We start from the raw sequence: 25,542 nt of genomic DNA on the forward strand, positions 1-25,542 counted from the left end.
TGCCGAAAAGAAAAGCGACATGAATTTCACACAATTTAAAAATTATTGCTTTTTTTTATTATCTTTCTTTAAATACTTTAAAATTCCAATCCTTTTTTTTAGCTGAGAGCGAGTTGCTATTAGTGAGCTGTGTCGTATCCCTCGTGCTTGCAATGGTGGTTTTCATAATTTGGATAGTGCATAACCGCCAAATGCTTTTTAATTTTTTTACTTTTAAAAATTCCGCAGATGAATCATTGCAAACAGAAACTGAAAAAACTTAGAATATGCTATAAAAATTGATCCCTGTTTGAAATATGTGCCTCAAATGCAGAACACAACATGGAAGCAAATAACTTTTGAATTACTTTACTGCCTTCATCATGAATAATAATCGTGCTTTGGAATTCCGTCTTTCTTACGTATCAAATAAAAGTGTGCTGATAAAAAGCACCGGGCTAATCTGCTTTATCATCATTTTTTTCAACTGTTGTCTTCGCGCGCAAAGCCCTTCTTCCATTGAATGGCAAAAATGTTTGGGAGGCAGCTGGTATGAAATAGCGAAATCAGTTCAACAAACTTCTGATGGTGGGTTTATCGTTGCAGGCTATACTGAGTCTACCGATGGAGATATTTCCGGGAACCATGGTGGATCTGATTACTGGGTTGTAAAACTAGACAGCTATGGAGTTATGGAGTGGCAAAAATGTTTGGGAGGAAGCTATTATGAATTTGCCCATTCTGTTCAGCAAACCACGGATAAAGGATTTATTGTTGCGGGATATTCAAGTTCGAATGACGGTGACGTTTCAGGAAATCATGGAGATTATGATTATTGGATCGTAAAGCTTGACAGCACTGGAACAATGGAGTGGCAGAAATGTTTGGGTGGAAGTAAGTATGATGCCGCTCATTCAATTCAGCAAACCTCGGATGGTGGGTTTATCGTTGCCGGAGAGACAGGGTCCACGATTGGTGATGTTTCAGGAAATCATGGTTCTGGTGATTATTGGGTCGTAAAACTTGATGGGTCCGGAAATATTGAATGGCAGAAGTGTTTGGGTGGAAGCGACTATGATGTCGCACAATCAGTTCAACAAACCTCAGACGGTGGCTTTATCGTTGCCGGTTACACCAGTTCAAATGATGGTAATGTTTCGGGAAACAATAGTGCATACAGCGACTATTATGATGGATATTATTCCGATTACTGGATCGTAAAACTTGATAGCGCCGGAAACATTGAATGGCAGAAATGTTTGGGTGGAAGCTATGATGAGTATGCATTTTCTATTCAGCAAACCATGGAAGGGGGATACATCGTTGCCGGTTCCACCGGGTCAAACGATGGCGAAGTTTCGGGAAACAATAGCGGGTACACCTACTACGACTTTTATTACATGTATAGTGACTACTGGGTAGTAAAACTCAATGACTCCGGAGACATTGAGTGGCAAAAATGTTTAGGTGGAAGCTATGATGATTATGCATTTTCTATTCAGCAAACCATGGAAGGCGGATACATCGTTGCCGGAACAGCGTATACCGGAAATGCATTTACCAATCCCCCCAACGATGGCGATATTTCAGGAGGTAAGGGTGATGATGATTATTGGATTGTAAAACTTAGCGGCACCGGAAATATCCAATGGAAACAATGTTTGGGTGGAGGCCTTTATGAGTATGCTTATTCAATTCAGCAGACCGCTGACGGTGGATTGATCATTGCCGGAGAAACAGCGTCTGAAGATGGTGATGTTTCGGGAAATGACGGTCCCACGCATTACTGGATCGTAAAACTCTACACATGCAATGATTCCGTGTTGTTTTACGCTGATGCCGATGGTGATGGTTATGGAAATGCAGGTGTAAGCCAGGTAACAATTGCCTGTTCATATCCTGAAGGATATACTATGGACAGTACTGATTGTAATGATACCGATCCTTACACCTTTCCTGGCTCAATTGAAATTCCCGAAAATTACATGGATGATGATTGCGATGGAGTGATTGACGAAGTATTTGGTGTAGGTATTTCTTCCATTGCTGATGATGTTCCTGTATTTTTTGTTTTTCCAAATCCTACCGGTGGTTTGTTTAAGCTGACGCTTCAATTGAATGAGGAAGACAATGCAGATGCAAAGATCGAAGTGATCGGCTTACTTGGTCAAATAGTGTATACAGAAAAAGCAGCGGTTGAAAAAGGGAAACTGCAAAAAGAAATTCAATTGAGTCCTTCAACAGCAAGAGGAATGTATTTAGTGAAAGTGACAACCGGCGATGAAGTGCATACTACTAAAATTCATCTCACGAAATAAAAAACCTTTCATTTCCTTCATCTTTTTATTATGAAAATTTCACTTTATAATGCTGGTACTATGAATAAAAATTGCTCTACAGGACTGCACTCCTCTTATTTATCACCTGCAAATGCACTGATAAAAAGCACCGGACTGATATGTTTCTTCATCATTTTTTTCAACTGTTGTCTTCGTGCGCAAGGTCCTTCTTCCATTGAATGGCAAAAATGTTTGGGTGGTACCTGGCATGATATAGCAAAGTCAATTCAACAAACGACTGATGGTGGATTTATCGTTGCGGGTCATACGGAGTCTACGGATGGAGATGTTTCCGGAAACCATGGTGGATCTGATTACTGGGTTGTAAAACTTGATAGCTACGGAGACATGGATTGGCAAAAATGTTTAGGTGGAAGCAGTTATGATTTTGCCAACTCCATTCAACAAACTACTGACAAAGGATTTATTGTTGCAGGATATTCTGTTTCGAATAACGGCGATGTTTCAGGAAATCATGGTTTTTATGATTGTTGGATCGTAAAGCTTGACAGCATCGGAACAATCGAGTGGCAGAAATCTTTGGGAGGAAGCGACTATGATGTTACTAATTCAGTTCAGCAAACCACAGATGGTGGGTTTATCATTGCGGGAGCTACCAATTCATTTGATGGTGATGTTTCAGGAAATCACGGTAGTGTAGATTATTGGATTGTAAAGCTGGGCAGCACTGGAGTTGTCGCTTGGCAAAAATGTTTGGGAGGAAGTAGTTTCGATGAAGCATCATCTATTCAGCAAACGTCAGACGGTGGATTTATCGTTGCCGGTTTCACAAAGTCCAACGATGGCGATGTTTCAGGAAACAATAGCGTGTACAGTGACTATTATGAAGGGTATTATTCCGATTACTGGGTCGTAAAACTTGATGGCTCCGGCAACATTCAATGGCAGAAGTGTTTGGGTGGAAGTTATGATGAGAATGCATTATCTATTCAACAAACCATTGAAGGCGGATATATCGTTGCCGGTTACACCCAGTCCAACGATGGCGATGTTTCAGGAAACAATAGTGGGTACTACGACTATTATAACCCGAACTATCCCGATTACTGGGTGGTAAAACTCAATGACTCCGGTGAAATTGACTGGCAAAAATGTTTAGGGGGAAGCATTTGGGATGAGGCATATTCAATTCAGCAAACCTCCGATGCCGGATTTATTGTTGCCGGAGCAGGATATACCGGAGATTTGTATACCTACCCACCCAATGATGGTGATATTTCAGGAGGTCACGGTGACGATGATTACTGGATTATAAAACTTAGCGGCAGCGGGAATATCCAATGGAAAAAGTGTTTGGGCGGAGGCAATTATGAGATCGCGTATTCAATTCAGCAAACAGCTGATGGTGGATTGATCGTTGCCGGAGAAGCAGTATCTGATGATGGCGATATTTCAGGAAATCACGGGCTTGAGGATTACTGGATTGTAAAACTTTACACGTGCAATGATTCCGTGCTTTTTTATGCTGATGCCGATAGTGATGGTTACGGAAATGCAGGTGTAAGCCAGGTAGCAATTGCCTCTTCATATCCTGAAGGATATACAATGGACAGTACTGATTGTAATGATACCGATCCTTACACCTATCCCGGCTCCATTGAAATTCCCGAAAATTACATGGATGACGATTGCGATGGAGAGATTGACGAAGTATTTGGTGTAGGTATCCCTTCAATGTCGGATGGTGTTCCTGCGTTTTTTGTTTTTCCAAATCCTACTGGTGGTTCGTTCATGTTGTCTCTTGAATTGGGTGATGAAGAAAATTCAGTTGCAAAAATCGAAGTGATCGGTTTGCTTGGTCAAATAGTATATGCGGAAAAAGCAATGGTTGAAAAAGGGAAACTGCAAAAAGAAATTCAATTGAGTCCTTCAACAGCAGGCGGAATGTATTTAGCGAAAGTGACCATTGGCGATCGGGTGCACACGATTAAAATTAATCTCCGAAAATAAAAACGTCTTCTCCGTTGCATCTAATTGGTCCGGATATGCTACTGCGCTGGCCGGGATTTTTTTTAATCATAAGTGTTCGAAACCTTGAGCAATTAAATTTATGCTAATGATTGAGTGTCTGTATTGACAAGGAGCAAAAAAAATGTCATGCTGATCGGAGTCGAAGAACGACATTTTTATTTGCGGAACACTTCAACAAAAGCAATGTCGCATTTCGGCTCTGCTGCTAATGACACACTTCCTAATTAACCGATTTTCAATAGATCTGGAATGGGTCATTTTCCCTTAAGTAAACGTTTCCGTAAAAGCAAAATCAACGCAATAATGGTACGGTGCGTGAGGTCATGGTGAGCCTGTCGAAACAGTGCCGCGCCAGGCTCGCATTAAATTAGCTTCAATTCCTCCGCCGCCCTTCGACAAGCTCAGGAAGACCTCACACACTGAAATTCTTTGCGCTATTGTAATTTCCCGGTTGAGAAAGTGAAACAGAAAATCTTTATTACAAGTGGAAATAGCAATGTCATTCTTAAAGAACCCGATTTGAAAATAGTTTGCGCTCAGCGTGACATTGCTTTTGTTATAAAGCAGCAATGCTACCTCTAAGTTGTCATTAAATATGTTCCATAAAATATTCAGGATAAAATCATCATTATGAAAAATATTGCTTTTTTTCTTCTCACAATTGTGATACTCAACTCCTGTCGGAAAGATTCCAATGATTTTCTCGTTGGCGTAGATGTACAATCATCTTTCAACCATGACGAGGTGAAAATATTTATTGATGGAAAAAAACTGATTGATAAAGAACTTCAAACCTTTGAGGTGCTTGGAGTTTGTTATGGAGACGGACAGATCATCACTTCCAAAAATAAAGGGAATCATAAAATAAAAGTGATTGTAAATAACGGAACCACGGTGACTGAAAATTTTTCGTTAGACGCTGACTTGTATATTGGAATTAACTACAACCAACAAACTAAGGAAATTTCGTTTGTTTATGCCGCCCAGCGATTCATTTATGATTGAGCAAATAATGCGGATTTGTGAAAGTGATTTTATTTATACAAATATTGTATTCAAAGCAGTCCGTCCCAAAACTATAATCGTGTAAGAAGACGTATCCACGGGGAAAAAACGGGGGAAGGAAAAAAAAAAAAAAAAACCAAAAAGGAAAAAACCTGCCGGGGGGGGGGGGGGGGGGGGGCCCCCTCCCCACCCCCCGCGCCCCCGAATTTTTCCCGCCCCCCCCCGCGGGAAAAAAAAAAAACACCCCCGGGGGGGGGGGGGGGGGGGAAAAAAAAACCTTAGGGGGGGTTTTTTTTTTCCCCCCCCCCTCCCCCCCCCCCCCCCCCCCAAAAGGGAAGGGGGGGGGGGGGGGGGGGGGGCCCCCTCTACCCTTTTTAAAAATATAATGTTGATGCCCCCATTAGACACGGATTTGTAATCCGTGTCTACTGAGTTGAGGGATTTTTAATCCAGGATTGAGTTCCGTTGGATATCATATAGGTGGCAAAAGATTGATGAACATTAAATTCCTGGAATAATGGATCATATGATTGGATTGAAAATCCAAATACTCAACCGGATTGGATTAAAAATCCCGACCAGCGTAGTATCATATCCGGACCAACGGGTGTAATGGTTGCAAAGACTGTGGCAACAAAAAAGCCTCCCGAAGGAAGCTTTTAAATGTATTTGAAATGAATTGTTGCTGTACCTTATGACCTTGCAAAAGCCAGCAGCAAACTGTAATCGCCTTTATCGGCAGTTTTAACGGCTTGGAGGTAGGCTGTTCGGGTATCGCCTTCGCTGGAAAGATTGGCAGCGCCCCAACTAAAAACAGGCTGCTTGTATATCTTTTCGATGATAATATCGGCCATTAACCGACTATGCCGCCCGTTACCGTTTGGAAAGCAATGAATACTTACAATGCGGTGCTTGAACCTTACAGCAATTTCATCAGGTGGGTAGGTGTGTTTTTCGTGCCAATACTTAGCATCATCGAGCAGGTATTTAAGGTCGGTTGGTATTTGCCATTTGTCAACCCCAATATTCTTGTTGGTTTTCCGGAACTCACCTGCCCATGCCCATACATCAGCATACATCCGCTTATGTACTGTGCGTATAAAGTCTTCGGTAAAAATCACCTCTGGCTTAAAGGAACGCCCTAATGTCCATTGCACCGCCTGTTCGATATTCTGTTGTTCAAACTCATCCAACTCGCCACGGGTGGCAATGGTTGGAATGAGCAGGCCATCTTTCTCGTCCTCATCCAGCGGTGTTTGCCCATCTATGTAATCTAAATCTAATCCCATAAAGTTTTGAGCATTTCGGTTTTAATGGCGAATGCCCTTTCCTGTATCGCTTTTTCAATGCGTTGTTTGCTGTTTTCCTGGTCTTCCAGTTTCATGCTGTTGTTGGTACGCATAACTATTTGTGTAGCCAGTTCTTTGGCCTTCCGTTCTATCAATGCCTCTAAACTGCCATCGTTGGGCACAAAGCCGTACACCAACTGCATGTCCAATGCCCTTGCTGCTTCCCTCAATGCCTTAATGCTTATGGAGCCGTCCTTTTCCCTATTTTCCATATCCTGCACACTTTGTTTGGTAATGGAAAGGCGGTTGCCCAACTGCAACATGCTCATACCAATGGCATTGCGAATGGCTTTTATCCAGCCTGTAGGAGGCGGAGCTACCTTTTGCAAACTGGCAAAAGCCAGCATTTTGCCGTTCAACTGTTGTATCTGTAATGACATCTTGCTCATGTTAGTAATATTATGCTATGACTTAATGAAGGCAAATGTACGGCTATAACATGACAAATGCAATAGTAAAGTAAGTCTATGATATGACTTTATTGAGTTCAAAGTAAGGGTATTGCCTGACTACTAACTGAAACATAGAGAAGACTGAAAACAAGTTAAAATGATGAGCCATATAACCCGGATTTTTCAATAGAAAAAACCCCGCTTCGCTGCGACATGGCATTACGAAGTTGTTGCTCATTTTATTCAAAATGGAAGATGGAGGAATGGGGTGAGTTACTTTCCAATACAAAACTTCGAAAAAATACTCGCCAAAATATCATCATTCGTAATCTCCCCGGTGATCTCTCCGAGGTGATTTAATGCACGCCGGATGTCAGCAACGAAAAGTTCCTGTGAAGTGCCTGCCTCTAATGCATACAACACATCCTTTAAGGCATTGCTTGTATTACTGAGTGCTTCATAATGGCGAACATTCGTCACAATTGTCCGGTCATTCAGTTGTTCATTGTTCAATACCTGTTCTGCAAGTTGCTGTTTTAAATCTTCAAGGTGCTGGTGTTTTGCTGCGGAGATAAATAAAATGTTGGGCACGTCATGAAATTCTTCCGGCAGGTTGCGGGATGCTTCACCATCCATTTTATTGCCCACCACCAATACCGGAATTTCCGCAACAGGCAGCCTCGACAAGTCATACAGCAGATCCTCGCGGTTCATGTCTTTCACATCAAATACATACAGCAACATAGCAGACTGCCGTATTTTTTCCATGGTTCTTTCCACACCTATTTTCTCCAGTACATCTGTAGCATCACGGATGCCGGCTGTATCAATCAATCGGAATAAAATGCCATGAATGTTAATCACCTCCTCAATGGTATCACGCGTTGTGCCCGGAATTTCCGACACGATAGCACGCTCTTCATTCAGCAAGGCATTTAATAAAGTTGATTTGCCTGCATTCGGTCTGCCGGCAATCACTGTGGTAACGCCGTTCCGGATTACGTTGCCTAACTGAAAGGAAGCATGCAAGCGGTCAATGGCTTCCTTCAATCGCAGCAACAATGTTTTTAATTGTTGCCTGTTGGCGAACACCACATCTTCTTCCGCAAAATCGAGCTCCAGTTCAATCAGCGAAGCAAAGTGAATCAGTTCATCACGCAACCGTTTTATCTCGGTAGAAAATCCACCACGCATCTGGTTGATAGCTGCCTTGCGCGAACTTTCAGAATCTGATGCAATCAGATCAGCTACGGCTTCTGCCTGCGAAAGATCGAGTCGCCCGTTTAAGAAAGCGCGCAGTGTAAATTCTCCCGCTTTGGCAGGACGTGCGCCTTTCCTGATAAGTAATTGAATGATTCGTTGTTGAATATAGGGTGCACCATGACACGATATTTCTACTACATTTTCTTTTGTGTAGGAATGAGGTGCTTTGAAAATTCCAACCACTACTTCATCAATAATTTCATCAGCCTCCATAATATGACCGAAGTGAAGTGTATGTGTTGGCTGATCATTCAGCACTTTTCCTTTGAAGATGGTATCACAAATGGTGATACCATCTTTTCCCGACAGGCGAATGACTGCAATGGCACCTACGCCGGGCGGTGTGGAAAGAGCAACAATGGTATCTTCAACAAACATGTATTGTATGCCTGAATTGAAAGGCAGGATTTTTTCTGTTAAATGATTTAATGTACCGCCAATGAAGCGCTATCCATTCAAATATAGAGGGTTTGTTTTAGAATGATGGATATTTGCCGGCGCAACATTTAATGGCATGAAGATACTTTTTGTTTGTCTTGGCAACATCTGCCGCTCACCAATGGCAGAAGGAATTATGAAACAACTGGTGCAACAGCATCAGCTTGACTGGTACATCGACAGTGCTGCAACGGAGTCGTACCACATTGGGAAAATGCCGGATCAGAGAGCCATCAATACCTGCAAAAAACATGGAATTGACATCTCAGCTCAGCGTGCAAGAAAACTAACCAAAAATGATTTCGAAAATTTCGACGTCCTGTATGCAATGGCCGATGAAGTGTTGTTGGAAATCCGGCGCGACCATAAAGATGCCTTCAATAATAAAAAACTCATGCTGCTGCTCGATGAAGCATTTCCCGGAGAACACCAATCCGTTCCTGATCCTTATTATGGAAAGGAAGAAGGCTTTGAGCCTGTGTTTCAATTAATCCAAAATGGATGCAAAGCAGTGTTGCAAAAACATGTCGCTATTAAAGAACCCGATTGATGCAACCACCGGCTAACATAAGACTGCTGTAATGCCCAATGCCGAATGCGCAATAACCAATAAACCAATGCCCATTGACCAGGTTGAAATCTCATTTTTTTTTCGAACAATTATTGCATTACTTGCATCAAATCCTGAAACCAAACGAACATGATCATAGTCAGTGAAAAAAGTATTGATGCAGCAGAAGCATATTTTGATGCCATTGAAGAAAAAGAAGCAGCTGAAATCAGTATCCGGTTTGCCGTTGAGCAACCTTATCTTTTGATTTACCTGCAAACCATGTCGGTGCTGGAAGAGGATGATACGATTGAGGAAGATGATGAAATAGAAGATACTTCAGATGAATTAACGGACAATCCATTAACGGAAGAGCTGAGTTTTTATGCCATGCTGATCTGGAAGGCATTTGAGCTGGAGGCGGGAAAAATTCCGTTGATCACTGAGCAGGAGATTGAAGAGCAATCGGATGCTTCCATGATTGAAATGCAAAAAATGCTGGAGCTCACAGAAGACGGAGACCCTGAAACGATAAAGAAACAGTTTGAAAAAATGCGGCAACCATTCCTGATCACTTACCTGCTCGCTGTTTTTTTTGGTGACGTTAGCGATGAAAATTTTGATGAGGATTTTGAAGATGAAGAAGCTAATTATCTTTTCCTGATCTGCAATCAGTTGATCATGATGATTGATGAAAAAGTAAATGGAAGCAGGATGAATGTGGTGAGATGATATTGAAACTCACCTATTGCCATTTCTACAAAATATTACAGATGCTATTTTGAATTGTTAATTTAATTTTTTCAGTGGCAGCTCTGTGTCACCCTTCGACTTCGCTCAGGGTGACTCGACATCGCTTACCCTTTGGCTACGCTCAGGGTGCGGGAGCAAAAATTCGGTCACTGGCGCAGCAGTGCGGGTGATTGATCGTATTTTTTTGCGCCCTTCGGCTACGCTCAGGGAGCAAAAAAATCCCGGCTGCTGAACGAAGTCGACAAAATCGGTCACCGATCCGATCGAAGTCAAAAAAATTCGGTCACTGAGCGCAGCCGAAGTGCCCGAATTTTGGAAGTTGATTGATCGTGTATTTTTTTGCGCCCTTCGGCTACGCTCAGGGAGCAAAAAAATCCCGGCTGCTGAACGAAGTCGACAAAATCGGTCACCGATCGAAGTCAAAAAAATTCGGTCACTGAGCGCAGCCGAAGTGCCCGAATTTCGGAAGGGGATTGGTTCTTTTTTTTGCGTCCTTCGGCGTCCTTCGGCTGCTCAGGGTGCGCTTCTGGCAAAGCCGAACATTCTTAGTGTATGATATTTAACTCCTGCAGCAAATAACCTGCCCCTGCATATTTGTCGATGATGAACAATGCGTACCTGATATCCAGTGAGATGTTCCTGCATTGCTCAGGATCAAAATAAAGATCACTCATCGTGCCTTCCCAGACACGATCAAAATTAAGACCTGTTAAATTTCCGCTTGCATTCACAACAGGACTGCCGCTGTTACCACCGGATGTATGATTGGAAGCGATGAAACAGGTGCGCAACTTTCCAGAACTGTCTGCATAGTTCCCGAAATCTTTGGTGTGGTAAAGTAAATGTAAGCGGTCAGGAATTTTATATTCTCTGTTGGCAGTTTCGCTTTTTTCAATAACGCCATCAAGCGTTGTAAAATAGTTGTAAGTAACGCCATTGCGCGGCTGGTAACTTTCTACTTTACCATACGCAATACGGAAAGAAAGATTAGCATCCGGATAAAATCGATGATCATTCATCACTTCCAGTTGAGCAGCCATGTATTTCCGGTTAAGGATGGAGATGTTGTTACGAAGCCCTTCAAATGGCAGATCAATGAAACGTTCATTGTATGCATTGATACCTTGCACCAACTGATAAACAGGATCCTTAGCAAGTTTCTTCAAGCTTCCCTTTTTGAATTTTTCAAGAAAGGACATCACCTTCTTTTCATCATCCAGGAAAGAAGCTTCAAATAATTTTTGCGCGAATGCTTGTCCGTCACCGGGAAATGTTGCCATAGCTTCCTGCAATGCTAATGGTGCTTTTTCAAAACCAATTTCATTTCCATACAGCGTAGTCATCGCTGCAAATAAATCAAGATCAGCTTCACGTGCATATCCTTTGAAAAATTTGATCGCACTATTTCTTTCGTCGTCAACTGCAGTTTGTATGGATGCTTCCGTTGCATCTTTGCTTTGTGCTGCCGTTTCAAGTTTTTCAAATGTGGAAGCAAAAGTCAGTAGCTCTGTATTCAACAGCGCATCATTATAAGTGATGTAAGGCTGCAATTTTCCTAATGAATCGTAGGATGCTTTTAAATCCGGCAGTAGTGTATTGTATTTTTTATTCCAGGACACATTGGTTGCAAGACGATTCGAAAAATCCTGCTCATAACGTTCTTTCCATGTTATAACGTCCGCTTTCTTCAGCCCGTAAACTTCTCCGGATGATTTTTTCAACGCGGAGGCCACACCATTATATTTCGGTAAATATTGTTTACGAAAGGTGTCATTGCTTTCCATCTCATCTGACCACACTTCCATTATTTTTTCATTTACATTATTCCGGTTTTCATTGAACACATTTTGTGTGAATTCGATTGCATATGAACTTGCATATTCATTTGACCTACCGGGAAAACCAAGCACCATGGTGAAATCACCTTCTTTCACACCGCTGAGTGAAACAGGAAATGAATACCTGGGTTTGAATGGCGCGTTATCAACTGAGTAATCAGCGGGCGCATTGTTTTTGTCTGCATAGATCCGGAACACTGCGAAATCACCGGTTTGTCTTGGCCAGCTCCAGTCATCTGTTTCGCCCCCAAAATTACCGATGGAAAGTGGCGGCGTTCCAACGAGCCGCACATCCCTGAAAGTTTCAGTAACAAACAAAATGAATTGATTGCCGCTGTAAAATGGTTTCACTTGTGCACCGTAATGAGTCCCACTTATTTTTTCTCTTGCAACAACCACCGACATGCTGTCGATTTTCAAATTCCTCTGCCATTCTTCCATTTGATTATTCAGCACGGAAAGAATCTTTGATGTAATATCTTCCATGCTGATAATGAACGTAACGGTTAATCCGGCACAAGGCTTTTCTTCCGCATGGTTCATGGCCCAAAAACCATTGGTGAGATAATCCTGTGAATCGGTCCGGAGTGAGTTGATCCTTCCACCGGCGCAATGATGATTGGTGAGCAGCAATCCTTCATCTGAAATCACCGTTCCTGTGCAATTGTTTGCGAATAAGCAAACCGCATCTTTCATGGAAGCATGATTCTCGCTGTATATTTCATCTGCTGAAAATTTCATTCCGTTTGCCTGCATATCACTCAGCGTAAGCTGATCAAGCAACATTGGCAACCACATTCCTTCCACAGGTGGTTCGGCGAGCACGGAATTGCTACTGAAACAAACCAGGAAAAAAAGTAAAACGGATAACCTTAATCTCATACTGTTAAAGTCAATTGCTCAGAAAGAAACCTGTGAAACCGGAAAGCATGCCACAGCAAAACCGGCGGCTGACATTTCCATGTGGCTAAAAATGCAAATTATTTTTGTTCGCCCTGTAACTTTTCGACACACCTCACCGCCAAACTGCTGAAACAACAAAAATCAATAACTCCAAAATTTTCCAACCATGAAAAAAGTATTTCTTCTTGCATTGGCGGTTTTACCGCTTTCCCTTTTCGCCCAAAATTCATTGCCCGGTTTCTTTGACAAATATGCCGGTCACACAGGATTTACTACCGTGAAAATTTCCCCGAAAATGTTTGACCTCATCGCATCCGTGGATGTGGAAGATGCTGACCTCTCGGTAGTGAAAGACATTACCGGCATCAATGTTTTAGTGTATGAACCTGAAGAAGGTAAAACCACTGACCTGACAGATAAACTGTACACTGAAGCCAAAGCGACAGGGTTTTCCGGATACGAAGAATTGCTGAGTGTGGTAGAAGAAGGTACTGACATCAGGATTCTTGCAAAATCAGCCGGCGAAGGTATTGTGAGCGACTTGCTGATTGTTGGTAAAGATGATGGTGAATTCATCTATGTGAACATTGCCGGTAAGATGGATATTAAAAAATTGAGTTCACTGGCGAATGATACGGACATCAAAGGTCTCGATCATCTGAAAGACATCGATAACGAGGATAAAAAATAAACGGACGTCAGCTCATTCATCCATGATAATAATGAGCTGACTCAATAGAAGCGGAAGATCCCCTTCCCCGAAGAAGCGTGCAGGCTGGCTTTTCTCATGGTTTGGTTCAATGAGCTGCCTGCCGCTTTTTCCCTTTCAAAAAAATAAGTTTTCTAAACCTGCACTTTCAAATTGCTTCAAAATGAAAATCGTCTTTTCCTTTCTCCTGTGTTGCTTCCCTTTTGTGATGTTTGCTGCTGATCCCCAACAAAACAATGAATCGGCAAGCGATAATGAATCCACTAAGCTGTCGCTCTATATTCCCGGTTTCCTCCTGCAGATGGGATCATGGTTTGTGCCCCGGGAAAAAGAACCCGAACTGAAAACTGCACTTCAAAAAATGCGGAGCACCAGCATTGTAGTTCGTGAAGGATGCGCTTATGTTGACTATAATGCTTCGCACAAATACGATAAGAAAATGAAAAAAATCAGTCACCAGAATTTTGAAGAGCTGGTGTCTGTGAATACGGAAGAAGAAAATGTTTCCGTGCAATTGCGGCAAAATAAAAAAGATAAAATCCGCCAGGTGGTTGTATTGGTTGATGATGGAGCATCTTCATTTGTGTTTCTCCGGTTGCGTTGCAACATCGGCATGAATGAACTGAAGCAGTGGATGGAGAAGGATGGAATTACTAAGCAGCAAATTTGAAAATAAGATCAGTATTTAGTTTGGTTTATTTCAATAAGTAAGTGCAACAAAGGCGCAGACTTCATCAAGCTGCGCTTTTGTTTTTTTGGGATATTTCAATTGAAAAATCCCGGTACGCTACGAGTGATAACTGCTAAGGGTTAGTCATTTTTATTTTAAAAAGAAAATGTTTCGCAATACTGTTTCATCAATGTAAGTCATTCAGGAGGAACCTTCTTACATAAAAGAAATGTATCCGTTAATAGTCAGGAGGTTCCTACTGAATGACAGCAGGGGAGAAGCAGTTCCCTTAGCAAAGCATTTTTTTATCTGTATTTTTCAATTGAAAATCCCGCTGCGCTACGACTGATAACTACTAAGGGTTTGGTCATTTTTATTTTAAAAAGAAAATGTTTCGCAACACTGTTTCATCAATGTAAGTCATTCAGGAGGAACCTTCTTACATAAAAGGAAAGAGTCCGTTAATAGTAAGGAGGTTCCTCCTGAATGACGGCGGGGGAGAAAGCAGTTCTCATACGAATCATTAGTTTGTTTCCTACATTTTAATCATTCAGGAGAAACTTCTGAGATAAATGAAAAGTGTCCGTTAATAGTAAGGAGGTTCCTCCTGAATGACGGCGGGGGAGAAAGCAGTTCTCATACGAATCATTAGTTTGTTTCCTACGTTTAAATCATTCAGGAGTAACTTCTGAGATAAATGAAAAGTGTCGGTTAATAGTAAGGAGGTTCCTCCTGAATGACGGCGGGGGAGAAAGCAGTTCTTATACGAATCATTAGTTTGTTTCCTACATTTAAATCATTCAGGAGAAACTCCTGAGATAAATGAAAAGTGTTAGCAAATAGTAAGGAGGTTCCTACTGAATGACAGCAGGGGAGAAGGCAGTTATTAAAAATCCCATTCCGAAGGTCTTTAGATTCTAAATATAGAATTCACCCACCTTTACTTTCTCCTCACTACCTTCGCCCTTCATTTTTACCACATGACGCGCGAATTGCAATACGGAATGATAGCAGGCTTCATCACATTAGGATGGATGTCGCTTGGCTATTTTTTACATTGGGAAAGTACGGTGATGGGAATTTACGCTCCTTATCTCAGCTTATTCATCCTCGCTGCGGCTATTTACATAACTATTCTGCAAAAACGCGATCGCGAAAAAGGCGGCCTGATCACTTTTAAGGACGCGACCACTGCAGGCATGGTGGTGAGTTTTGTGGTTGGATTGATGGTGGGAGCGTACCTCTTCGTGTATGTAAAATATGTTAACACGGATTATCTGAATCAAATGATTACTACTGCCACTGATTATTACAAAACAGAAAAAGCTTCACAGGAGCAAATTGATAAAGGAATTGCTGGCGTAAAAGCGATGTATTCACCGTTCGGACAGTTTACCTATGGCATAGGATCTACGATGATGACGGGCTTGCTGATCACATTGGTAATGTCATTTATCATGCAACGGAATCAGAAAAAACCGGAGCTTAGAAATTAGTGGAATGATTGATTTTAAAAGTTCAGTACTACAATGAGTAAACCATCCATACCAGGCGGCACACGGGATTTATCACCGAAAGAAGTCTTTCGGAGGCAATATATTTTCAACACGATTAGAAGTGTGTTTGAAAAATATGGCTATCAGCCGATTGAAACACCGACGATGGAAAATCTTTCTACGCTGGAAGGAAAATACGGAGAGGAAGGAGACCGGTTGTTGTTTAGAATCATCAACTCCGGTGATCCATTTCAAAAAATAAAAACGGAAAATGGCGCGGAAACTATTTCAAATTTCAAATTTCAAATTTCAAATTTTTCTGAAAAAGGCCTTCGTTACGATCTCACAGTTCCCTTTGCACGTTACGTTGTAATGCACCAAAACGAAATCACCTTTCCTTTCAAACGCTACCAGATTCAACCGGTCTTTCGTGCCGATCGTCCGCAACGTGGCCGCTACCGCGAATTTTACCAGTGCGATGCCGATGTGGTTGGCAGTAATTCACTTATCAATGAAATGGAACTGATCCGCATGTATGATGAAGTGTTTGATAAATTGGGAATCAATGTTACCATCAAACTCAACAATCGCAAAGTGCTCGAAGGCATGGCGGAATCTATCGGTGCTGCTGATAAATTCATTGAAATCACCATCGCGATAGATAAACTCGACAAAGTCGGTTTGCAGGGAGTACGGCAAGAACTCACCAACAAAGGATTGAGTGAAAGCCAGATTCAACTGATTGAAAAATTCTTCAGCATCCATGGAAATGCTGCTGCAAAATTAAATGCTGCGAAAGATTTGCTGAAGAATTCGGAAACAGGCACAAAAGGAATAACAGAATTAGAAAAAATTTATGAATACCTGGAATTAACGGGCACTACCAAAGCAGATGTGGAAGTTGATTTCACACTTGCCCGCGGATTGAATTATTATACCGGCGCAATTCTCGAAGTAAAACCGAATAATATTAAAATGGGCAGCATCGGCGGCGGCGGACGTTATGATGATCTGACGGGTGTGTTTGGTTTGAAAGGTGTTTCAGGTGTCGGCATTTCCTTTGGAGCCGACAGGATTTTTGATGTGATGGAAGAATTGAACCTTTTCCCTGAAAGCATGCAACAGGGAACAAAAGTTTTATTCGTTCATTTTGATGACGAATCTTTGAAATACGCAATGCCATTGGTGCAGCAATTGCGGGACGAAGGAATTGCTGCGGAGATTTATCCTTCGATAGAAAAAATAAAAAAGCAAATGAAGTACGCGGATGATAAAAATATTCCTTTCGTAGTGCTGATCGGTGAGAATGAAACGCAAACAGGTCTGCTTACTTTCAAAAACATGACTAGTGGCGAACAGGAATCTTTGACGATCAATGGCGTTATTCTGAAATTGAAATCAGTTTAAATTGTCAAATTGTCAAATTGCTAAATTGTCAAATTGTTAAATTGTTAAATTGTTGCGGCGAAGCCGTTTAATTCCTAATTCCTGATTCGTAATTCCTAATTCTCAATTATCAATTCTCAATTCCCGATGTCTCCAACCCATCAAATTAGTGCTGATCATCTCTCACTTGAAAAGATAAATGAGATTATCGCAGGCAACTATAAACTGGCGCTTTCAGAAAGCGCGCAGCAAAAAATTATTGTCTGTCGCAATTACCTGGATCAAAAATTAAAAAATTCTGATCACCCGTTTTATGGTATTAACACAGGTTTTGGTTCATTGAGAAACATCCGTATTTCCAACCATCAGATTGAAGAATTGCAGGAAAACCTTGTGATGAGTCATGCGTGCGGAGTGGGAGAGGAAGTGCCGCAGCAAATTGTGAAACTTATGTTGCTGCTGAAGATTCAATCACTGTCGTATGGTAATTCTGCTGTTGATATCAGCACTGTTTGGCGACTCATTGATTTTTACAATCATGATATTCTTCCTGTCATTTTTCAGAAAGGATCGCTCGGCGCATCAGGCGATCTTGCTCCTTTGGCACATTTAAGTCTGCCACTTTTAGGAAAGGGAGAGGTGAATTTTCAAAACCAAAAAATACCTGCTTCGGAAATACTGAAAGCATTCAACTGGAAGCCCATCGAACTTCAATCTAAAGAAGGATTGGCGTTGCTGAACGGAACACAATTCATGAGCGCTTATGCAACATGGATTTTATTGCAATCAAAAAAATTGAGCAGGCAAGCTGATTTGATTGCCTGCATGTCGCTGGATGCATTTCATTGCCGGCTTGATCCGTTCAATGAATTGATACATCATGTAAGGCCACATCCCGGACAAAAAGAAACGGCTGCAAATGTTTTAAAAATTTTGGACGGCAGTGAAATTGTAAAAGAAGAAAAAACAGATATCCAGGATCCTTATTCCTTCCGTTGCATTCCACAAGTACATGGAGCGTCAAAAGATGCTATTGGCTATTGCGAATCAGTTTTTACTATTGAAGTCAATTCAGTGACTGATAATCCGAATGTGTTTCCGGACGCTGATACGATTGTGAGCGGTGGTAATTTTCACGGACAACCACTTGCGCTTGCGTTAGATTTTTTAGCAATTGCACTTGCGGAATTAGGAAGTATAAGTGAACGAAGAACTTATTTACTTGTTAGCGGCCAGAGAAATTTACCACCGTATTTGATTGCAACTCCCGGAGTGAATTCAGGAATGATGATTCCGCAATATACAGCGGCCGCATTGGTGAGCGAAAATAAACAGCTCTGCTCTCCGTCTTCAGTGGATTCGATCATGTCATCAAACGGACAGGAAGATCACGTGAGCATGGGAGCAAATGGTGCTACGAAATGTTTCAGGGTACTGAAAAATCTTGAAAACATTCTGGCAATAGAATTGTTGAATGCAGCGCAGGCGCTTGAATTCAGGCATCCGGTGAAGAGCAGTGAAAGGATAGAGTCTTTTTTTAATGCTTACCGCGAAATAGTTTCTTTTAACCAGGCAGACAGAATACTGAGCGACGACATAAAAAAGAGCAGGGACTTTTTAGCTTCCTACCAGTGGCAAAGGAATGATTATTGATTCTTGTTTAAGTCACCGTTTTATCGTAAGTTTGCGCTGTTTTTCAACAGAAACTTCAGCCAGATTTTATTCAAATTTCCGGCATATCCTGCACTCAACAGGAACCGGCCATTAAATACTTAACAATAAAAAATAATTAACAACAACAATGGTCATTCTCATTTTCTTTGCATGTCACTGGTACTTCTCCCTTTTCTTCCAGACTTTTTTTCACCATCGCTATTCTGCACACCAGATGTTCACGATGTCGAAACCAATGGAAAAGGTGTTTATTTTTCTTTCATGGCTTACCCAAGGCTCTTCTTACCTGAGTCCTTATTCATACGGAATTCTTCACCGTTTACACCATGCTTATGCTGACACGGAAAAAGATCCGCATTCACCTAAATATGATAAGAATATTTGGGCGATGATGTGGCGTACGAAGATCATCTACATGGAAATTTTACATGATACTTATCCTGTGGAAGAGAAATTTAAAAAAGACCTTCCTTACTGGCCTGCTTTTGAAAAGTTTGCAGATAGCTGGTACAGCCGCATAGCCTGGGGCGCCTTCTATGTTATTTTTTACATGATGTTTGCTACACATTGGTGGATGTTCCTGTTGCTGCCGATTCACTTTTTGATGGGCCCATTTCATGGCGCAGTCATCAATTGGTTTGCGCACACGATTGGAACTGTGAGATTTAAAATGAGTGATACCAGCAAAAACCTGCTTCCTGTAGATTTCCTGATGCTGGGAGAAAGCTATCACAACAATCATCACAGTCATCCGGGCCGCGCGAACTTCGGTATTAAGTGGTATGAAATTGATCCGGTGTATCCGTTCATCAAAATGTTTCATTGGATGCACATCATCCGGCTGAAACCGTTGGCGGTAAACGCATAAGAGATTTTTTTACGGCTCAGCGCCTCAGTACTCTCACGTTTTATCCCAAAACATGATAGTCCTGAGGCGCTGAGTTTTTTTATAAGACCTTACTTTGCTTTTATCACTTTTACCGTTTCGATCTTGTTTGATTGCTGCAACTGAACAATATATGTAGATGTGGAAAGTTCGGGAATATCAAACATATTGGAAGAGTGCGAATAGTTGACGAATTGCTGTTGGAAATAACATTTCCCAGTCAAATCATAAATTTTCAAAATCAATTTTTCAGTCGAAACCGGGATTTCGGAAAGAATTAGTTTATTGCCTTCAATTGATGCCTTCCATTTTGGAATTGCTGAAGAAATAGAATTAATACTTCCGGTAAAGTCACCACGATATATCTCATTTGCTGTTGCAACCCAAAGCCATGAACCATTTCCTCTATTGATGGAAACTGCTGTTAAGGGATTTGAGATATCGGATTGAAAGGTTTGAAATTCATCTTCATAACCTTCAGCTCTTAGATAAAGCGAATCACTTTTCGATCCCGTTATTTCTCCAAACCAGATAAATGCAGTAAAATCCAGACTGTCTGTCTTTATCAATTGATTATTTGTACAATAAGAAGTCCAGGCTGTATCATCCAAATGAATAATTCCACCGCCATAGGAACCGATCCAAAGAGAGAGATCGGGAAAATGAAAATCATCGATTGCCAGTGATCTGATATCATTACTGGTAAGTGGTGAGTTAATGGTGGTGTAAACTTTCCAGTTGTTACCATTGATAATTACCATACCGGAATCGGTCCCCACATACAGAGGCTTTTGATAATTTTGGTCAGGATTAAAGTAATACCGTTCCAGGCATTGTATATTATTTCCTGGTAACAGTGAGTTGAGTGCGGTAAATGATTCAAAAGTATCATTCAGACTGGTGTACAAAACCAGTCCATTTCTTGTACCAATCCAAACGGAGTCGTAACCTATTGCTAATATTGAAGTAATAGAATCAGAAGTCAGGGATGAATTGGATGTATTGTAACAATTCCAGGAAACACTTGGCATGTCGATTCGGCAAATCCCATGGTTCGTACCTACCCAAACATCATTGCTTTCATCTACCGCAGTAATATCATTATCAGGCAATGGTGAGTTAAATGAATCAAAAAGCACCTTGCCGGAGTTGCTGATGTTAAACAAACCTTTGTCTGTACCAACCCACAATTCAGTTCCCCAAATAGAGTATGCATCAGTTGCATCCATACATTGAATGGAGGTATCTTCCCCGATCGTTTGATAAAGATCCAAATACAATTGTTGTCCCTGTACATTGTTGATACTAAATAAAACTGAGATAGTGAGGATGTATTTTTGCCACATATGCCAATAATTTACAGATGAATGAATTCTTAAAATTAAAGCTATTTCTGGATGAAAAAGCATGCTATTTCAACAGGCCTGAATTCATTTTATCCGATCCCGTCAGCATTCCACATCGCTTTTCAAAATTGCAGGATATTGAAATCTCCGGATTCTTTGCTGCAACGCTTGCATGGGGAAACCGGACCTCGATTTTAAACAGCTGTGCACGTTTAATGGAATACATGGATCATGCGCCATATGAATTTGTATTACATCATCAGGAAAAAGATCTCCAGCCTTTTCTACATTTCAAACACCGCACTTTCAATGCAACGGACGTATTGTACTTCATTCATTTCTTCAAACAGTTTTATCAAAACCATCAATCACTGGAAGAAGTTTTCGTAAAATTTCTTCCTGCTAAGTCAGAAAATATAGGACCTGCACTCGCCGGTTTTCACGATTTCTTTTTTGCAGATGAAAATGCACCCAAGCGAACCCGGAAACATATTGCAACACCTGTCCGGAATTCCGCTTGCAAACGAATGAACATGTTTCTGCGCTGGATGGTGAGAAAGGATAATTGCGGAGTTGATTTCGGACTTTGGAAAAAAATAAAACCGTCGCAATTAATTTGTCCGTGTGATGTGCATGTTGATCGTGTCGCCAGAAAATTAGGACTTATTACAAGCAAGCAAACCAATTGGAAAACTGCGTTGGAGCTAACTGCAAAACTCAAAACATTTGATCCGACTGATCCGGTGAAATACGATTTTGCATTGTTTGGTTTGGGGGTGGTGGAGAAATTTTGATTCGCCTTTGGTGATTGCGATGTTTTTGATGTTTATAATGTTTATAATGTTTATAATGTTTGTAATGTTTGTAATGTTTGTAATGTTTGTGAAATGCAATAAATCACAAAATTAAGAGTCATTCAGGAGGAAACTCCTGACAAGCAAGAATAGGAGTAAAATCATTGCAGTTATTCAGGAGGAACCTCCTTCAAAGTTATCATACATTATATTTTTCAATTCGTATTTTGAGATCGTAACTATAAATATCAGATTCAATATAACTTATCATGAAAACAGGAGCAATCAATCCCTATTGTGCATATATCACATCAAATCCTAACAGGACAGTCTTTTATACTGGTGTTACTAATGATCTTGAACGCAGAGTATATGAACATCAGCAGAATCGTGGTAACAAGAAAACATTTGCCGGTAGATATTTTTGTTACGAACTCGTTTACTATGAATGTTATCCTAATATGCAAATGGCGATCAAACGGGAAGACGAGATTAAGGATTTGAGTCGGGAGAAGAAAGTTGAGCTGATAAAGACAATGAATCCCAAAATGAAGAAGCTGTTGATTGGCTAGATAAACATTGACAGCATAAATGAAAAATCTTCCTCTTTGGTGGCTTGCCTTGTTGAGAGTCAGTGGTTAATTGTAAGGAGGTTCCTGCTGAATGACGTCTTGTTGAGAGGGCGTGGTTAATTGTAAGGAGGTTCCTGCTGAATGACGTTTTATTGTGAGTCAGTGGTTAATTGTAAGGAGGTTCTGAATGACGCTGAATGACGTTTTATTGTGAGTCAGTGGTTAATTGTAAGGAGGTTCGTGCTGAATGATGTCTTGTTGTAGTTAGTGGTTAATTGTAAGGAGGTTCGTGCTGAATGACGTCTTGATGAGAGTGCTTGGTTAATTGTAAGGAGGTTCCTGCTGAATGACGTTTTATTGTGAGTGGTTAATTGTAAGGAGTGGTTAATTGTAGAGGTTCGTGCTGAATGACGTTTTATTGTGAGTCAGTGGTTAATTGTAAGGAGGTTCCTGCTGAATGACGTCTTGTTGAGAGTGAGTGGTTAATTGTTAGGTAGTTTTTTGAATGACTAATTTTATGAACTTATCAAAAGATGAAAATGAACACTCCGGTTCCAACCTCCACGCAATCACAACTCCTTCAACTCCTCACCACTTATTTCGATTTTCCAAAAATGGAAATGGACGAAAATGCATTCATCAAAATTCGCGAAGCGTTAGTTGACAAACTCGATTTCCTCCTGAATCATGATTATGAAAAACTCCTCTGGCTGCTGTACAGAATAGATGTTGACGAAGAAAAAGCAAAAGCAACGCTTGCTTCAAAACCGGATCAACCGCCGGCAGAAGTTTTAACAGATATGATTATTGAACGTTTGATTGAAAAAGCAAAATCAAGAGCCAGCCATCCAACAACTCCAAATGACGACCTGATAGATTAAACAGCAACTACTGTTTCGAAAACTTTCCCGTCAGCATTTGCTGATCCGATTGCATCATCAGTATATAGTTTCCCGGCAACAAACTATGAACAGAAAGTTGCAACGGCAACCGTGCATTATTTTCTTCCAGAACAATTCTTCCATCCATAGAATAGATGCTGATTTTAACTGACTCGTCATTGTAATCATCTGCATCAATAGTAATGATATCGCCGGCTGGATTTGGATACAGCAATAACGAAATTTTTTGCAACGAAACTTCTTCCTTCCCGCTGAATGCATTGCAGGTGCCACCTAAGAACCACGACAGTAATTTCACATAAGCTGCTTGTGTATAGATCGCATTTTCCGTAATTGACCAGGAATCCTGCGGCCAGTTCGCATTCCAGTCACGATATGATTTTTGAATTGGCTGATTTAAAGGCGGGGTTACTGCCGAGGCATTGCACAAGCTATTCGATCCACCACATCCATTCGGACAGCACGGATCAAGGCTGTAAGATGGATTGGCGCCGCCGGGAATAAATCCGGGCGGAGGCCCATAAGTTGACACGCCAACACGATCCCAAAGCGCACTGCCATCGGTAAACCAACTGTTATAAAATTCATTCGCGCAGGTATCTCCGCCTGCTGCATACATATTGCTCAGGTAGGTAATGCTGACAGGATTAATTCCATGCAGATAATGAATAAATCCTGCTGCTGCGGATTTATAGTTGGTGGCATTGGTGCCATTTAAATTGTAACGTACCATATTCATGAACATCGAACCCTGCACACATTTGAATTCATTATTGCCCCACGTATAATTTTGATCTGCCATAAAAGCAATATAAGCGTCTGTCTTGTTTTTATAAGCAGGATAATTATCCGGATTATTTGTTTTCACTGAATTGCTGAAAGCGCTTTTTATAGCAGAAGCTATCGCTGAAGTTTTTCCATTCACCTTGGTATAATATAAAAGGACATCCTGCTCCGTTCCCTCAAACGGATAAGCATATTGCCATTGCATCAAATGAACACTGTTATAATTGTTATCGAACACATCACGGTAAACAGTGTTTCCTGTAAGCTTATATAGAAAACAGGCCGAAGCAATTTTCCGAACCAGTCTTCCATAATCATCTACTTCCTGTTCGCCGGCGGCTACTGTGCCTGAATTATAAAAGGTAATGTTTGGATTTGCAATGGCCCAGTTGTATGCATTCACTGCTGCTGTTTCCAATGTGTCTGCAAATGCAGTCATTGCAGGAGTGTTCAATCCATTGAACTGAATGGCAGCCAATGCGAAAATGGCGGAAGCTGTCAGAGAAGCAGAAGTAGTGGCCGGTCCATATCTTCTGAATGCTGCATCAGCAGAAGGTGGTGAGGCTGAGGCAAAATTTTGTGTTCCCACCACACTCAGCAGCGAACCATTGTCTTCCTGCATCCGGAGCAACCATTGCAGCTCATACCGCAGTTCATCCAACAAATCAGGAATGGCATTACCCGATTCCGGAATTGCATAATCATCACTCCATACAGTTGGATTTTCTTCATAGGCCAGCAGCATGGAAATCATCGTGCTCCATGTGAAGTTTACATACTTGTTGTAATCACCCGCATCATGCCATCCGCCATGCAGGTCTCGCGTGGTTGAAATATTGGGATTCGTCACTAATCTGCAATCAAGATCCTGCTGTGCTCCGAGATGACAGGCATTGTCCGTCCATCCGGTGCCTGCAAACGGAGTTGATTTCGCAACGCCGCAACGCTGATAATAAAAAGTCCGCATCGCGGCATTCATCGCTTCATTATAGGTGTTATCGCCGATGTGAAATTTACACGAACCAACCTTGTTGGTTTTATCATAGATGTAATAATCTCCCGGCGTGCTCACAGAAGAAAAGGTAAACCACCAAACCTTGTCTCCGGATTGAAGATGCGTTGCTCCACTGCTCCATGGTTTGATGGTGCCTGTGAAAACAGCTACATCATCACTCCACCTGCGTACCTCATATTTATTGTTTCCCGTACCCGGAAGAAAATGATCGTTCGAATTGTAGCCGGTTTGTGGATTACTGATCACTGCAATCTTAACTGCATCGCACCGGTATCCGAACTGGTCAACATGAATATGGTAGTTTACTTTGATTGGCCCTGCATAAGATGCAAATACGTAACAGTTGATCAATACGAAGGCTAACACCATGATTCTTGAGCGGAACGTTTTTTTCATACACAGTAGTTTTTTGAAGCATTAAGTAGTACGGCAGCCACTTTAAAAAGTTCAGCCATTTTAAAAGCGGCATCAGCAACAGTGTCGGCAATTAATCAGAGGAGATACT

The 25,542-nt window shown here is 41.3% G+C and carries 20 protein-coding genes; 14 read left to right on the top strand and 6 right to left on the bottom strand.

Annotated elements, in window-relative coordinates; all coding sequences use genetic code 11:
* The first annotated feature begins 362 nt into the window (after positions 1-362).
* The 3 genes from IPO83_04475 (at position 363) to IPO83_04485 (ending at position 5,315) form a co-directional block, all read left to right on the top strand.
* Positions 363-2,297 (top strand): T9SS type A sorting domain-containing protein, encoded by a 1,935-nt coding sequence (locus IPO83_04475; protein ID MBK9730536.1) that lies wholly within the window; start codon positions 363-365, stop codon positions 2,295-2,297.
* Between the two features lie 30 nt (positions 2,298-2,327).
* A complete protein-coding gene (locus IPO83_04480) occupies positions 2,328-4,289 on the top strand; it encodes a T9SS type A sorting domain-containing protein (GenBank protein ID MBK9730537.1) in 1,962 nt (653 codons plus the stop codon).
* 651 nt (positions 4,290-4,940) lie between these two features.
* A complete protein-coding gene (locus tag IPO83_04485; GenBank protein ID MBK9730538.1) occupies positions 4,941-5,315 on the top strand; it encodes a hypothetical protein in 375 nt (124 codons plus the stop codon).
* 692 nt (positions 5,316-6,007) lie between these two features.
* Here the strand turns inward: IPO83_04485 and IPO83_04490 are convergent.
* The 3 genes from IPO83_04490 to mnmE form a co-directional block, all read right to left on the bottom strand.
* Complete coding sequence (locus tag IPO83_04490) at positions 6,008-6,604, bottom strand: mobile mystery protein B (protein MBK9730539.1); 597 nt, start codon at positions 6,602-6,604, stop codon at positions 6,008-6,010.
* Entirely contained in the window at positions 6,595-7,053 is a 459-nt protein-coding gene (locus IPO83_04495; GenBank protein ID MBK9730540.1) for a mobile mystery protein A, read from the bottom strand. Before IPO83_04495 ends, IPO83_04490 begins: the two co-directional genes overlap by 10 nt.
* A 276-nt stretch (positions 7,054-7,329) precedes the next feature.
* Positions 7,330-8,697, bottom strand: coding sequence for a tRNA uridine-5-carboxymethylaminomethyl(34) synthesis GTPase MnmE (gene mnmE, locus IPO83_04500; protein ID MBK9730541.1), 1,368 nt, complete (start codon positions 8,695-8,697; stop codon positions 7,330-7,332).
* Between the two features lie 136 nt (positions 8,698-8,833).
* Between mnmE and IPO83_04505 the strand changes: the two genes are divergently transcribed.
* Positions 8,834-9,307 (top strand): low molecular weight phosphotyrosine protein phosphatase, encoded by a 474-nt coding sequence (locus IPO83_04505; GenBank protein ID MBK9730542.1) that lies wholly within the window; start codon positions 8,834-8,836, stop codon positions 9,305-9,307.
* Positions 9,308-9,457: 150 nt separating this feature from the next.
* Positions 9,458-10,039, top strand: a complete 582-nt coding sequence (locus IPO83_04510) for a hypothetical protein (protein MBK9730543.1) — start codon at positions 9,458-9,460, stop codon at positions 10,037-10,039.
* A gap of 566 nt (positions 10,040-10,605) precedes the next feature.
* Here the strand turns inward: IPO83_04510 and IPO83_04515 are convergent.
* On the bottom strand, positions 10,606-12,780 hold the full coding sequence (locus IPO83_04515) for a S46 family peptidase (GenBank protein MBK9730544.1): 2,175 nt from the start codon (positions 12,778-12,780) through the stop codon (positions 10,606-10,608).
* Between the two features lie 187 nt (positions 12,781-12,967).
* On the opposite strand from IPO83_04515, the gene IPO83_04520 reads away from it, so the two are divergent.
* From IPO83_04520 to IPO83_04545, 6 genes are all read left to right on the top strand, one after another.
* Positions 12,968-13,492: a DUF4252 domain-containing protein gene (locus IPO83_04520; protein MBK9730545.1), complete on the top strand. Its 525-nt coding sequence runs from the start codon at positions 12,968-12,970 to the stop codon at positions 13,490-13,492.
* A gap of 181 nt (positions 13,493-13,673) precedes the next feature.
* Positions 13,674-14,180 (top strand): DUF4252 domain-containing protein, encoded by a 507-nt coding sequence (locus tag IPO83_04525; GenBank protein MBK9730546.1) that lies wholly within the window; start codon positions 13,674-13,676, stop codon positions 14,178-14,180.
* A gap of 980 nt (positions 14,181-15,160) precedes the next feature.
* The gene (locus IPO83_04530) at positions 15,161-15,676 is read left to right on the top strand and encodes a DUF4199 domain-containing protein (GenBank protein MBK9730547.1); all 516 of its coding nucleotides are present in this window, start codon (positions 15,161-15,163) and stop codon (positions 15,674-15,676) included.
* A 33-nt stretch (positions 15,677-15,709) separates the two neighbouring features.
* A complete protein-coding gene (locus IPO83_04535; GenBank protein ID MBK9730548.1) occupies positions 15,710-17,083 on the top strand; it encodes a histidine--tRNA ligase in 1,374 nt (457 codons plus the stop codon).
* A 126-nt stretch (positions 17,084-17,209) separates the two neighbouring features.
* Positions 17,210-18,715: a histidine ammonia-lyase gene (gene hutH, locus IPO83_04540; protein MBK9730549.1), complete on the top strand. Its 1,506-nt coding sequence runs from the start codon at positions 17,210-17,212 to the stop codon at positions 18,713-18,715.
* Positions 18,716-18,863: 148 nt separating this feature from the next.
* Positions 18,864-19,604, top strand: coding sequence for an acyl-CoA desaturase (locus IPO83_04545; protein MBK9730550.1), 741 nt, complete (start codon positions 18,864-18,866; stop codon positions 19,602-19,604).
* A gap of 89 nt (positions 19,605-19,693) precedes the next feature.
* Here the strand turns inward: IPO83_04545 and IPO83_04550 are convergent, their stop codons facing one another.
* A complete protein-coding gene (locus IPO83_04550) occupies positions 19,694-20,968 on the bottom strand; it encodes a T9SS type A sorting domain-containing protein (protein ID MBK9730551.1) in 1,275 nt (424 codons plus the stop codon).
* A gap of 17 nt (positions 20,969-20,985) precedes the next feature.
* Here IPO83_04550 and IPO83_04555 point away from each other — a divergent pair, with 17 nt between their 5' ends.
* The 3 genes from IPO83_04555 (at position 20,986) to IPO83_04565 (ending at position 23,215) form a co-directional block, all read left to right on the top strand.
* Positions 20,986-21,762: a TIGR02757 family protein gene (locus IPO83_04555; GenBank protein MBK9730552.1), complete on the top strand. Its 777-nt coding sequence runs from the start codon at positions 20,986-20,988 to the stop codon at positions 21,760-21,762.
* A 269-nt stretch (positions 21,763-22,031) separates the two neighbouring features.
* Complete coding sequence (locus IPO83_04560; protein ID MBK9730553.1) at positions 22,032-22,334, top strand: GIY-YIG nuclease family protein; 303 nt, start codon at positions 22,032-22,034, stop codon at positions 22,332-22,334.
* Between the two features lie 539 nt (positions 22,335-22,873).
* Positions 22,874-23,215 carry a hypothetical protein gene (locus tag IPO83_04565; GenBank protein ID MBK9730554.1) on the top strand — a complete coding sequence of 114 codons (342 nt, stop codon included), beginning with the start codon at positions 22,874-22,876 and terminating at the stop codon, positions 23,213-23,215.
* Positions 23,216-23,222: 7 nt separating this feature from the next.
* Here the strand turns inward: IPO83_04565 and IPO83_04570 are convergent, their stop codons facing one another.
* Complete coding sequence (locus IPO83_04570; GenBank protein MBK9730555.1) at positions 23,223-25,433, bottom strand: glycoside hydrolase family 9 protein; 2,211 nt, start codon at positions 25,431-25,433, stop codon at positions 23,223-23,225.
* Positions 25,434-25,542: the final 109 nt, after the last annotated feature.

The organism is Chitinophagaceae bacterium (genome assembly GCA_016717285.1).
Classification (GTDB): Bacteria; Bacteroidota; Bacteroidia; order Chitinophagales; family UBA10324; genus JACCZZ01.